Source organism: Thauera aminoaromatica, from assembly GCF_000021765.1.
Taxonomy (GTDB): domain Bacteria; phylum Pseudomonadota; class Gammaproteobacteria; order Burkholderiales; family Rhodocyclaceae; genus Thauera; species Thauera aminoaromatica.
Map to the genome: position 1 here is coordinate 4,295,216 of NC_011662.2, position 12,654 is coordinate 4,307,869.

At 61.9% G+C, this 12,654-nt stretch carries 10 protein-coding genes; 8 read left to right on the top strand and 2 right to left on the bottom strand.

The features are described 5' to 3' along the window. The first annotated feature begins 163 nt into the window (after window positions 1-163). The 6 genes from TMZ1T_RS18905 to TMZ1T_RS18920 all read left to right on the top strand — a co-directional run bounded on the left by TMZ1T_RS18905 (window position 164) and on the right by TMZ1T_RS18920 (window position 8,414). The gene (locus TMZ1T_RS18905; RefSeq protein WP_222702378.1) at window positions 164-1,267 is read left to right on the top strand and encodes a glycosyltransferase; all 1,104 of its coding nucleotides are present in this window, start codon (window positions 164-166) and stop codon (window positions 1,265-1,267) included. A 25-nt stretch (window positions 1,268-1,292) separates the two neighbouring features. After that, entirely contained in the window at window positions 1,293-2,999 is a 1,707-nt protein-coding gene (locus tag TMZ1T_RS18910) for an ABC transporter ATP-binding protein (RefSeq protein ID WP_012586212.1), read from the top strand. Window positions 3,000-3,076: 77 nt separating this feature from the next. Continuing rightward, window positions 3,077-4,096 carry a glycosyltransferase gene (locus TMZ1T_RS20750; protein WP_083768713.1) on the top strand — a complete coding sequence of 340 codons (1,020 nt, stop codon included), beginning with the start codon at window positions 3,077-3,079 and terminating at the stop codon, window positions 4,094-4,096. Between the two features lie 18 nt (window positions 4,097-4,114). Next, on the top strand, window positions 4,115-6,157 hold the full coding sequence (locus TMZ1T_RS21210) for an HAD family hydrolase (protein ID WP_144312188.1): 2,043 nt from the start codon (window positions 4,115-4,117) through the stop codon (window positions 6,155-6,157). A gap of 7 nt (window positions 6,158-6,164) precedes the next feature. Then, entirely contained in the window at window positions 6,165-7,274 is a 1,110-nt protein-coding gene (gene glf, locus TMZ1T_RS18915; protein ID WP_012586215.1) for a UDP-galactopyranose mutase, read from the top strand. 15 nt (window positions 7,275-7,289) lie between these two features. Then, complete coding sequence (locus TMZ1T_RS18920; RefSeq protein WP_012586216.1) at window positions 7,290-8,414, top strand: glycosyltransferase family 4 protein; 1,125 nt, start codon at window positions 7,290-7,292, stop codon at window positions 8,412-8,414. 134 nt (window positions 8,415-8,548) lie between these two features. On the opposite strand, the gene TMZ1T_RS18925 is transcribed toward TMZ1T_RS18920, so the two are convergent. Next, a complete protein-coding gene (locus tag TMZ1T_RS18925) occupies window positions 8,549-8,929 on the bottom strand; it encodes a helix-turn-helix domain-containing protein (protein ID WP_012586217.1) in 381 nt (126 codons plus the stop codon). After that, window positions 8,877-9,245 carry a type II toxin-antitoxin system HigB family toxin gene (locus tag TMZ1T_RS20755; RefSeq protein ID WP_315968372.1) on the bottom strand — a complete coding sequence of 123 codons (369 nt, stop codon included), beginning with the start codon at window positions 9,243-9,245 and terminating at the stop codon, window positions 8,877-8,879. Before TMZ1T_RS20755 ends, TMZ1T_RS18925 begins: the two co-directional genes overlap by 53 nt. 196 nt (window positions 9,246-9,441) lie before the next feature. On the opposite strand from TMZ1T_RS20755, the gene boxC reads away from it, so the two are divergent. Both boxC and boxB read left to right on the top strand, forming a co-directional pair. Beyond that, window positions 9,442-11,118 (top strand): 2,3-epoxybenzoyl-CoA dihydrolase, encoded by a 1,677-nt coding sequence (gene boxC, locus TMZ1T_RS18930; protein ID WP_012586218.1) that lies wholly within the window; start codon window positions 9,442-9,444, stop codon window positions 11,116-11,118. A gap of 59 nt (window positions 11,119-11,177) precedes the next feature. Next, window positions 11,178-12,605 (top strand): benzoyl-CoA 2,3-epoxidase subunit BoxB, encoded by a 1,428-nt coding sequence (gene boxB / locus TMZ1T_RS18935; protein WP_012586219.1) that lies wholly within the window; start codon window positions 11,178-11,180, stop codon window positions 12,603-12,605. Window positions 12,606-12,654: the final 49 nt, after the last annotated feature.

Here is a 12,654-nt window from a genome sequence, read left to right on the forward strand (position 1 = left end):
GAAGCCCGATTGCCGGCGCTGCTTGTTCTGGCATCCACCTATCCGCGCTGGGTGGGAGATCCGGAACCCGGTTTTGTACATGAGCTGGCAAGACGATTGACCGATCGATTCCGCGTTCTTGTGGCAAGGCCGTTGGTCTTGTTGCCGCGGCGGGGCAAGACGATTGACCGATCGATTCCGCGTTCTTGTGCTGTGTCCGCATGCTGACGGCGCGGCCCCGGTGGAGACGATGGATGGCGTCGAGGTCATTCGCTACCGCTACGCACCGGCAGCATTGGAAACGCTGGTCAACAATGGCGGCATTGTCACCAATCTGCGCAACAAGCCGTGGAAGCTCTTCCTGGTGCCAGGATTCGTCTTGATGCAGGCGTGGTATGCCCTGCGCTTGTGCCGGCAGCGCGGGATTGATCTGGTGCATGCACACTGGCTGATTCCTCAGGGGCTGATTGCCACGCTGCTGGGCAAGCCGTTTCTTGTGACTTCCCATGGAGCCGATCTGTACGCACTGCGCAGCAGGCCGTTCCGGGCGCTCAAGCGCTTCGTGTTGCGCAAGGCACGAGCAACGACCGTTGTCAGTAGCGCCATGCGTGATGCGGTAGGCGAGTTGGACGTGGATGTCGCGCAAGTCGCGGTCGTCCCGATGGGCGTGGAGATGACCCGGCTGTTTGTGCCGGGTGACGCGACGCAGCGTTCCCGCGGCGAGTTGCTTTTCGTGGGCCGTCTGGTGGAAAAGAAGGGGCTGCGCTATCTGCTGCTTGCTTTGCCCTCCGTGCTGCGCGAGCGCCCCGACGTCACCTTGACCATCGCTGGCTTCGGCCCGGACAAGGACCCACTCGAGGCTCAGGTTCGCGAATTGGGCTTGCAGGACGCAGTGCGCTTCCTGGGGGCGGTGGCGCAGAAGGACCTACCCGACCTGTATCGGCGTGCGGCACTCTTTGTGGCGCCCTTCGTCAGGGCGAAGTCTGGCGATCAGGAGGGGCTTCCCGTGGCTTTGATGGAAGCCGTGGCTTGCGGCTGTCCCGCCATTGCCGGCGATGTGGCAGGGTTGCGGGATATTTTTGGCGCGCAGGCTGACACCTGCCTGGTCACCCCGCAGGACATCGACCAGCTGGCCGAAGCCATTCTCCGCCAATTGCGGCAGCCCGAAGAGGCTGCACAGCGGAGTCTGGCCATGCGCACGGCCTTGCGGGCGCATCTGAGCTGGGAACATGTGAGTGCGCGCTATATGGAACTGCTGCAAGGCGCTCACGAGAAAAGCAATAATTGACTGGCTGAGGGCACCGTAGGACACCATGCGCAACACCCTGCAGAAAGTCTGGCAACTCTTCACCGCTGCCGAGCAGCGCAAGGCGCTGGGGATGCTGATGCTGGCCCTGCTCATGGCGCTGGCCGAAACGCTGGGCGTGCTCTCGATCATGCCTTTTCTTTCCGTGCTGGCCCGGCCGGGCGTGATCCAGGAGACACCCTGGCTGCACGAGCTCTACACCCAGCTGGACCTTGCCCAGCCGCGAAGCTTCATCATGGCCCTGGGCTTGGCCTCCATCGTGCTGGTCATCGCATCGTCCGCTTTCAAGACCATCACCCAGCACCTGCTCAACCGCTTCGTGCACCTGCTTCGCCACTCCATCAGCAGCCGGCTGATGACCCGCTACCTGGCCCAGCCCTACGAATTCTTCATCAGCCGCAACAGCGCGGAACTGTCCAAGACCATCCTGGCGGAGGTCGACCTGGTCATGGCCAACCTCATCCAGCCGCTCTCACAGGTCATCGTGCAGGGCATCGTGGTGCTCGCCATGCTGGCGCTGGTGTTCGCCTACAATCCATTCACCGCGCTCGCCATCGTGCTGGTGGTCGGCACGCTGTACGGGCTGATCTATCTGCTGGTGCGCCGTCACCTCAGGCATATCGGCACCGAAATGGTGGAGGCCAACCGCCAGCGCTATCAGACCTGCAACGAAGCCCTGCAAGGCATCCGCGACATCAAGATCACCCGCGCAGAAGCCGCATACCTGCAGCAATACCAGCACGCCTCGCGCACCCAGGCGCGCCACATGGCCGCCAGCGAGACGCTCAGCCAGACTCCGCTCTACCTGGTGGAAGCGACCGGCTACACCGGCCTGATCCTCATCGCGCTGGCGCTGCTGCTCAAGAGCGACGATGTGGCCCACGTACTGCCCGCGCTCGGCCTCTACGGCTTCGCTGCCTACCGCATGCTGCCCGCCGCGCAGATCATGTATCGCGGCTTTGCCCGCCTGAATTTTGCCAGCGCCACCCTCGACAGCCTGCACCGCGACATGTCGCTGCCATTGCCCGCCGCTGCGCCCGCTACCCAGCCGGCGATCGTGCCCAGGCGGGAAATCCGCCTGCAGGGCATCCGCTACGCCTACCCCTCGACACCCGACAGACCCGTGCTGGACGCCTTCGACCTCACCATCCCGGTCAACACCAGCATCGGCATCAAGGGTCCCAGCGGTGCCGGCAAGAGCACCGTCATGGACATCCTGCTCGGCCTGCTCGGTCCGCAGGCGGGCACACTGAGCGTGGATGGCAAAACCATCACCGCGCACAGCTTGCCGGCCTGGCAGGCCGCCATTGGTTACGTGCCGCAGCACATCTACATCGCTGACGCGAGCGTCGCCGCCAACATCGCCTTTGGCATCCCCCGGGACAAGATCGACATGCGGGCGGTCGAGCGCGCTGCCCGCGCCGCGCAGATCCATGACTTCGTCACCCGGGAACTGCCCCAAGGCTACGACACCCCCGTGGGCGACCGTGGCATCCGCCTGTCGGGCGGGCAGCGCCAACGCATCGGCATCGCCCGCGCCTTGTACCGCGACCCTCCCGTGCTGCTGATGGACGAGGCGACCAGCGCGCTGGATGGCGCGACCGAGGCGGCGGTGAACGAGGCTATCCGTAGATTGTCAGGCAGAAAAACCATTGTGGTGATAGCCCATCGAGCGGCCTCTCTCTTAGCTTGCGACGAATTATTCAACATATAGGCCTGACACGTGAATGCCAACGCCTGAGCGCCACCATCACCCTCGACTCTTAAATCCAATTTCGACGACTTGATTTCATGGCAACCACAAGCCGCAGCCCAGATTCAGAGTTTCGCGACATAGAATCGGATCTTGTGCCGAAAAGATCCGAAAAAATGCAGGAAAAAATTTATCCACTTGTATCCATTGCCTTGGCCACATATAACGGCCAGCAATACTTGGAAAAGCAATTGATTTCCCTGATCAATCAGGACTATCCAAACTTTGAGATCGTCATTTCCGACGACTGCTCCAGCGACAACACCTGGAGCATTCTGGAAAGCTATGCAAGGCAGGATCTACGCATCCGTCTTTTGCCACGCGACTTCAATCGTGGATATGTAAAGAACTTTATTCGAGCGTTTGGAGAGTGCAGGGGGCAACTAATCTCGCCCAGCGATCAAGACGATATCTGGCATCCAGAGAAAACGCGCCGCCTTGTCGAGAATATGGGCGAAGCCACGTTGATATATAGCAACAATCGTCTTATCGACGAGAATGACAAACCGCTAGGCAAGACCTTGTCTGATTCTCTGAAAGGCAAAATGATTCAAGGAAACGACTCAAGAAATCTGCTTTTTTGCAACTCTATATGCGGCCACGCGATGTTATTTCGCAAAGATTTGCTATCCACTTCAGAAAAACTGGATACCACCTTATACATTGACTGGACAATCGCCTTTCTAGCCGCCGACAAAGGCCATATAAAATATCTAGACGAAGTATTGGTTGACTGGCGTCAACACAGACGCTCATTTACAGCATACAACCGAGACAATACACCTCTTCAAAGAGAAAATCGGCTAAGAATCGAAGAAGCCAACTTAAACACCTTCTCTTCCATCAAAGGACAAAACCAAACCTTTTCTCTAGCCACAAAAAGAGCATGGAATGCATGGCACAAGAGCTATCTAAACCTATCTATGCTGATATTCATCTTAAAACACGGAAGAATAACTCACAAATTTCACTCCGCAAGACACCCCGCACTTAAATATATAATCGGCCACAAACTGAAAAAGATATTACGACCAAACTATTATGAGAAATTGGACTAGAATTCCAAGCAGCCTGTCGTGCGCATTCTAAATTCATTCGACGTATTCGACACTTGCGTCACTCGGATGTATGCGCACCCACGCGACCTGTTTTATGAATTGGGTCTGCGTGTCGCCCCTGCGTCCAGCGGAGAGTCGGCGCGCGAACGCTTTGCGCGGCGTTTCCAGCGCGCTCGCATTCGGGCAGAAAAACTTGCCAACTGGAGTGCGCGCCGCAGGGGGCACGCGCACGCATCGATCGACGCCATCTACCAGAAGGTTAACTGGTTTATACGTCTGGATCGACCAGCCGCCGAACTGATCGAGGCTGAACTGACGCTGGAGGAGGAAAGCCTTTACCCTATCGAAGAAACCATGCTTCAGCTGAATGCCTTACGTGCAGCTGGGCATCGCATCCTGTTCATTTCCGACATGTACATTCCTGCGTCAATGCTGCGCCCCATGCTTGAGCGCATGGGCGTAATGGAGGAAGGCGACCGGTTGTATGTGTCATGTGATATTGGCGTCTCGAAGCACAATGGAAAGCTGTTCCAACATGTCCTGCAAGCCGAGGGGCTGAGGGGAGAGCAACTGCAGCACACCGGCGACAACGCTCATGCAGACATTCGAATGGCCGAAAAACTGGGCATCCTGACCCGGCATTTCACCGCAGCCCATTTGACTGAACACGAGACGCGGATCGCGGGTTCCCGGCTGCCCCGTCATCCTGGCGCGTCGCGGCAGGCCGGTTTCAGCCGGCGCTGCAGGCTGGCCATGCATTTGATCCACGGCAATCCAACTCATGTGCTGGATGACGTGATCTTCAGTGTAATCGTACCGTTTCTGCTGGCCTATGTCCTATGGATACTGGATGACGCGCGAAAGCGCGGCATACAACGACTGTATTTTGTCGCCCGCGATGGTGAGGTGTTGCTCAAGATCGCCCGCGAACTGAAACCCGATGGTATCGAGCTACGCTATCTGTATGGATCAAGGCGTGCCTGGCTGCCTCCGTCCATTTCAACTGACGATGTCGATTGGAAGCGTTTGCTTGCAGTAGCAGGGAACGCAAATGCACCTGTCGACATCACGGCGCGCGCTGGATTGAGTGAGGTCGAACAAGCCAGTGTCCGGGTCATTCTGAGTCTGGACGAAAATACCTGGCGCACGGCGCTGGCATTTGAAGATGCATGCACATTCATCGACACACTGACAGCAAACCCGCGATCCAGAAAAGTTCTATTGGATTCGGTAGCTGCCAAGCGAGAAGCCGCACTGCACTATTTACGCCAGGAAGGCCTTATGGACGGGGTCAACTGGGCCTTGGTGGATGCGGGCTGGTCGCTGAACGGACAAGCCGCGCTGAAACGCATGCTCTCAACCGTTTCGCCATCCAGTCACCAAATTCAAGGCTATTACATCGGCCTTGCTCGTGATTGCTTGCCCGAAGCTCGCGCAGGCAGGGCCTATGCCTTCTGCCCTCCCCCTGGCAGCATTTTTTCTCGCCGTCGCGTAGTGCTCGAGCACTGTTTTCTGCCAGCCAGTCACGCAAGTACGCGCAGCTATTTTCTCAAGGGAGGCCACGCAACTCCTGATTTCAGCGCTGACTCCCGGAACAACGAAGAACTCGAATACGCTCTTCGACTTCATACCGTAGCTTTAGCGTCAGCAAGATTGCTGAAGCAACAGCCGGCAATCGGCGACTTGATGCGAAGGTTCCGTACTCAACTGACGAATTCGGCCGCCGGATTCATCTGCGCCCCTGGCGTGCAAGATGCAATTGCCTATTCTATGCTTACTGCGGTAGCCGACATGCGACAGGAACGCGAGTTTTCCCGGAGGTTGTGCCGACCGCTGTCTTTGGCCGATGTGTGGACGACGATGGGCATGGCTTTTTCAAGGAGGATGGCCTTTAAATCGCCTGCCTGGATGTGGCTGGAGGGATCGATCGCCCTTTCACCTTCATACGTCGCCTTTCCCCTGAGGTTCATGCTTCGGATCGATGACTTTCTGAACAGAATCAAGTCACTGCGTTTCCCACGGTGCAAATCTTCATCGCGGATCGATCAAGGCAAGACCTGAGAATCGAATGTCAATGTTGCATGGCAGAATCCTCATCGTCGGTGCCGGCTTTGCCGGCAGCACCGTCGCCCGCGCACTGGCTGAGGCGAGCCACACTGTGCAGGTCATCGACCGCCGCGCGCACGTCGGCGGCAACGCCTTTGACGAAGCCGACGCGCATGGCGTCCTGGTACATCGCTACGGGCCGCACATCTTCCACACCAACAGCGAGAAGGTGTGGGAATTCCTTTCCCGTTTCACGGAGTGGCGTCCTTATGAACACCGCGTGCAGTGCGTGGTGGCTGGGCAGCGCTATCCCTTCCCAATCAACCGCAACACGCTCAATCAGCTCTATGGGCTGAATCTGGACGAGGCCGGGGCCGCCGCGTTCTTCGAACGGGTTCGTGAGGCGCGCGACCCGGTGCGTACCAGCGAGGACGTGGTGCTGAACAGCGTCGGACGCGACCTGTACGAGAAATTCTTTCTCCACTACACGCGCAAGCAATGGGGCATGGAGCCCTCGCAGCTCAAGGCCGGCGTGGCGGCGCGCATCCCCACCCGCACCAATACGGACGACCGCTACTTCACCGACCGCTTCCAGGCCATGCCGCTCGGCGGCTACACGCGCATGTTCCAGAACATGCTGGACCATCCCAACCTTACGGTACGAACGGGAACGGACTTTGCCGACCTGGACCGTTCCGCTTTCAGCCACATCGTCTATACCGGCCCCATCGATGCCTTCTACGGCCAGTGCTACGGCGCACTGCCCTACCGCAGCCTGCGCTTCGAACATGAGCATGTGCCGAACGTTGCGCAATACCAGCCAGTGGGCACCGTCAACTACCCGAACGACCACGCCTACACGCGCATCACTGAATTCCGACACCTGACCGGGCAGATGCACAGCGGCACATCCATCGTGCGCGAATACCCGACGGGCGAGGGCGACCCTTATTACCCGATCCCCCGCGACGAAAACGAAGTCCTGCTCAAGCAATACGAGGCGCTAGCCGCCCGTGAGGAAAACGTTACCTTCGTCGGACGTCTGGCGCAGTACCGTTACTACAACATGGACCAGGTGGTGGCGGCGGCGCTGGTGGCGGCACAGCGGATCTGCGAACGCCTGCGACAGTGAGATGCAAACCTAGCCATGCGCATCGCCTTCCTCTGCAAACGCCGCTACATGGGCAAGGACGTGATCCTCGACCGTTACGCCCGGCTCTATGAGATTCCTCGCCAGCTTGCCCATCTGGACAACGAAGTGGGCGCTTTCTGCTTGGACTACCACGCAGCGGACACCGACGGTTGCTGGGAACATGAGGCAGCGCCGGGCAGGCTGAGATGGCATTCGCTTTCGGTCGGAAGAACCCGTCTGCCCAGGCTGGCGGCCTACCCTTGGCATTTGCTGCGGCAACTGCGCGCCTTCAAGCCCGACATCCTGGTGGGTGCCTCCGATATTCCCCACGTGGTGCTGGCACGGTGGCTGGCCAGGCGCTTGCAAGTTCCCTACGCAATAGACCTCTATGACAATTTCGAAGGCTTCGGCCAGGCCCGTATTCCCGGCTTCGTGCCGGCACTGCGCCGCGCCGTGCGCGACGCAACTGTCGTAACCACGACCAGCGAACCGCTTCGCCAGAAGGTGCTGGCCGACGGCGCCCGGGGCACCGTCATCGCCATGCCCAGCAGCGTGGACCTTGCGGTCTTTCACCCCGGCGACAAGGCGCAGGCCCGCCAGGCCCTGAGCCTGCCGCAGGACGGCAAACTGGTCGGCACGGCCGGTGGCCTGTACCGGGAAAAAGGCATCGAGCCACTGTACGCCGCCTGGCCAGCGCTCGCAGCCAGCCGCCCCGACGTGCATCTGGTGCTGGCCGGCCCACTGGAAAACGGCTTCGCGCCTCCACAGGGCGAGCGCGTGCACTACCTCGGTCACCTCGCACACGGCCAGATCGCCAACCTGTTTCGTGCGCTGGATGTGGGCATCATCTCCATCCTCGACACCCCCTTCGGCCGCTACTGCTTCCCGCAGAAGGCGTACGAAATGCTTGCCTGCAAGCTACCGGTCGTGGCCACCGCCATCGGGCAGATGCGCGAAGTGTGCGCCAGCACGCCGCAGGCGCTTTTTGCCCCAGGCGATTCGACGGCACTCACCCGCGCCGTGCTGTGGCAATTGCAGTCGGGTTCCACGCCAGCCGTGCCCATCGCCGACTGGAAGACGCTGATTGGCAGCATCGAACCCGTGCTGAAGAGGCAGTCAGGAGCGGCAGCAGGGGGATAATTGAGCCTGGCGTCGATCCCGCCGACCGCAATCCTGCACACCGCGCGCTCGCAGCACTCGGTCTTCGGGCAGTCGGCGGTGAGCTGCTTGCCGAACACCAGGAAGTGAATCGGGTACAGACCCCGATCTCCCGCTCAGGCTGCGGCGACTTCGCGCAGCGGGTAGGGCTGGATCAGTACGTCGGCAGGCAGGCCGAGGCCGGAGGACAGGCGGCGGATCATCCCGATGGACAAGGGGCGCGCCCTGTTCATGATGTCGGCCACGCGGCCGCGCGGACCGATATACGGTTCCAGGTCTTTCCGGGTCAGCCCGCGTGAATCCATGACGTACTCGAGGAATTCGATCGGGTCGGGCGCTTCGATGGGAAAGCGCGCAGTCTCGTACGCTTCCACCAGCATGGCGAGCACTTCCAGCCGATCGGACTCGGCGCTGCCTGTGGGCACGTCCCACAGGCGCTCGACCTCAGCCAGTGCTTCGGCGTGCTCGGAATCGGTGCGGATGGGCTTCAGTTCCACGGCAGGCATTCTCCTGGATGGTTTCAGCGTCGACCTGGTCGTACTCGGCATGGGTGCCGACGAACCGGATGAACATCGTGGTCGACGTGTATCGCACGGCCACCACCAAGCGGTAGTCGTTGCCCTTGATATTGAACACCACCCGGTTGTTCGCCAGAAAGCCGGCACTCCGATGCACGGCCTCGATGTCTGTTGGCGTTCGCCAGTTGGCGATAGGGGACAGACCCCAATTTCTCGCTCTGTAGCGCAGGCAACTCGGGAGATCGCCGAGTGAACCTTTATCCGTCGCCGTAGTCTCGCCAAGGCAGGTACCGATTCACCGCCGCACCGCCGCTCAAGTACGCTCGCGCGTGCGCCTGATCGGAGGGTCTCGCATCCTGGAGGCGCGTGAGCCCTCGTCCGCGAAGGCCGATACCGTACTCGACACGCCGGGCCGGATGGGCGTGCAGCGTTTCACCCGAAGCCGGCAACTCGTCGCGAGCGGATCCGCGGCAACAAGGAGGAAGCCTGCCGTGAACACGATCGACACCAAGGCTGCCGAGCCGCAGGACGCCCGCATCGACTACCGCACCGAGCCATCGCAGTACCGCCACTGGCAACTCGCCTGTGCGGGCGAGGTGGCCACGCTCACGCTCGACATCGACGCGGACGGCGGCATCCGCCCGGGCTACAAGCTGAAGCTCAACTCCTACGATCTGGGCGTCGACATCGAGCTGCACGACGCGCTGCAGAGGATCCGCTTCGAGCACCCGGAGGTGCGCATCGTGGTGTTGCGGTCGGGCAAGCCGAAGATCTTCTGCTCGGGCGCGAACATCCCCATGCTCGGCCTGTCGACGCACGCGTGGCTGGTGAACTTCTGCAAGTTCTCCAACGAGACGCGCAACGCCATCGAGGACGCGAGCGCGCACTCCGGCCTGAAGTTCATCGCCGCGTGCCAAGGCACGGCCGCCGGTGGCGGCTACGAGCTCGCGCTCGCGTGTGACGAGATCGTGCTCGTCGATGACGGCAACTCGGCCGTCTCGCTGCCTGAGGTGCCGCTGCTGGGTGTGCTGCCCGGCAGCGGCGGCCTGACGCGCATGACCGACAAGCGCCGCGTACGCCGCGATCACGCCGACATCTTCTGCACCCTCGCCGAAGGGGTGCGCGGCGCGCGCGCGAAGGCGTGGCGCCTGGTCGATGAGGTGGTGCGCGCGCAGGCCTTCGACGCCCACATCAGCGAGCGCGCGGCCGTGCTCGCCAGGGGTTCGGATCGGCCGGCCGGCGCCGAAGGCGTGGCGCTGCCGCGCCTCGGGCGCACGGATGACGCGACCGGCTATCGCTACGGGTTCGTCGATGTCGCGCTCGACGAATCCGCACGCACCGCCAGGATCACGGTGCGCGCACCGGCGACGGTCTCCGCGCGGAGTGCTGCGGAGATCGCCGCCGAAGGGGCGAACTGGTGGCCATTGAGGATGGCGCGCGAACTCGACGACGCGATCCTGATGCTGCGCACCAAGCACCTCGAGCTCGGCCTATGGGTGCTCGCCACCGAGGGCGATGGAGACGTCGTGCTCGACATCGACGCGACGCTCGAGGCCAACCGGGACGACTGGTTCGTGCGCGAGACGATCGGCATGCTGCGACGCACGCTGGCGCGCCTGGACGTGTCCTCGCGCAGCCTGTATGCGCTCGTCGAGCCGGGCTCGTGCTTTGCAGGCACGCTGCTCGAGATCGCGCTCGCGGCCGATCGCAGCTACATGCTCGACGCCCCCGGGCAGCCCAACGCGATCGCGCTCTCCACGATGAATTTCGGCGCCTTGCCGATGATCAATGGCCGCTCGCGCATCGCCGCACGCTTTTACGAGGAGGCCGAGCCGATCGCCACGGCCAGGACGCGCATCGGAGAAAAGCTCGCGCCGGGCGACGCGCTCGCGCTCGGGTTGGTGACCGCGGCCCCGGACGACCTGGACTGGCGCGACGAGGTGCGCATCGCGCTCGAGGAGCGCGCCGCGCTCTCGCCTGATGCGCTTACCGGCCTCGAGGCGAACCTGCGCTTTGGCGTCTTCGAGACCATGAACACGCGCATCTTCGGCCGCCTTTCGGCGTGGGAGAACTGGATCTACAACCGACCGAACGCCGTCGGGGAGACCGGCGCACTGAAACGCTTCGGCTCCGGCAAGAAGGCGCAGTTCGACTGGAAGCGCGTATAAGGTTTACGACAACCGTCGATGGGTGGTCGATCGTACGAACGAGCGTGAGGAGCACGGCGATGATCAACTACAGCGAACGCATCCCGAACAACGTCGATCTATCGGGCAATCGCGCACTGCAACGCGCACTCGAGCGATGGCAGCCGTCCTTCCTGCAGTGGTGGGACGACATGGGTCCGGACGGCTCGTCGAACTACGACGTCTATCTGCGCACCGCAGTCGGCGTCGATCCCAAGGGCCGGGCGCATTTCGACTACGTGAAGATGCCCGACTACCGCTGGGGCATTTTTCTCGCACCGTCCGAGGGCGACAGGAAGATCGGCTTCGGCGAGCACAAGGGCGAGCCGGTGTGGCAGGAAGTTCCGGGCGAGTACCGCTCCACGCTGCGCCGCATCATCGTGACCCAGGGCGACACCGAGCCAGCCTCGGTCGAGCAGCAGCGCCACCTCGGCCTGACCGCACCCTCGCTCTACGATCTGCGCAACCTCTTCCAGGTCAATGTCGAGGAAGGCCGCCACCTGTGGGCGATGGTCTATCTGCTGCACGCACACTTCGGCCGCGACGGCCGCGAGGAAGCCGAGGCGCTGCTCGAGCGCCGCTCGGGCGATGCCGACAAGCCGCGCATCCTCACCGCCTTCAACGAGAAGACGCCAGACTGGCTGTCGTTCTTCATGTTCACGTTCATCACCGATCGTGACGGCAAGTTCCAGCTCGCCTCGCTCACCGAGTCGGCCTTCGACCCGCTCGCGCGCACCTGCAGGTTCATGCTGGCCGAGGAGGCGCACCATATGTTCGTCGGCGAGTCCGGGGTCGCCCGCATCATCCAGCGCACCTGCGAAGTCATGCGCGAGCTCGAGACGACGGACCCGGCCAGGCTGCGTGCGGCCGGCGTGATCGACCTGCCGACGCTGCAGAAGTACCTGAACTTCCACTACAGCATCACCGGCGATCTGTTCGGCGCCGAGCTGTCGTCGAACGCCGCGACCTATTACACCAACGGTCTGAAGGGCCGCTTCGGGGAAGACAGGCTCGACGACGACCACAGGCTGCACGAGGACGAGGACGAGTACGGGATTCCCGACGTCGCCGACGACCGTATCGTCGAGCGCCACGTGCCGGCACTGTCGGCACTGAACGAACGCCTCCGCGACGACTGGATCCGCGACTTGCAGGCCGGCATCGAGCGCTGGAACCGCATCCCGGCCAGGTTCGGCTTCGGCCTCGCTTTCAAGCTGCCGCACAAGGGCTTCCACCGCAGGATCGGTGTGTTTGCCGGCGTACACGTGAGCCCGGAAGGCGAGCTGATGAGCGAGGCCGAATGGACACACCGCCACCGGGAGTGGCTGCCCACCGCGGCCGATCGGCTGTTCGTGCATTCGCTGATGGGCCGCTGCCTCGAGCCGGGCAAGTTCGCCAACTGGATCGCACCACCGGCGCGCGGCGTCAACGACCAGCCGGTCGAATTCGAGTACGTTCGCTTCAACTGACCGACCGCGACGGGGGAATAGGGGGAATAGGGGACAGACCCCAATTTTT

What these genes read in the sequence shown, in the direction of transcription:
- boxB (WP_012586219.1), top strand. Translation starts at nt 11,178, where the DNA reads ATGATCAACTACAGCGAACGCATCCCGAACAACGTCGATCTATCGGGC.
- glf (WP_012586215.1), top strand. Translation starts at nt 6,165, where the DNA reads ATGTCAATGTTGCATGGCAGAATCCTCATCGTCGGTGCCGGCTTTGCC.
- TMZ1T_RS20750 (WP_083768713.1), top strand. Translation starts at nt 3,077, where the DNA reads ATGGCAACCACAAGCCGCAGCCCAGATTCAGAGTTTCGCGACATAGAA.
- TMZ1T_RS18920 (WP_012586216.1), top strand. Translation starts at nt 7,290, where the DNA reads ATGCGCATCGCCTTCCTCTGCAAACGCCGCTACATGGGCAAGGACGTG.
- TMZ1T_RS18910 (WP_012586212.1), top strand. Translation starts at nt 1,293, where the DNA reads ATGCGCAACACCCTGCAGAAAGTCTGGCAACTCTTCACCGCTGCCGAG.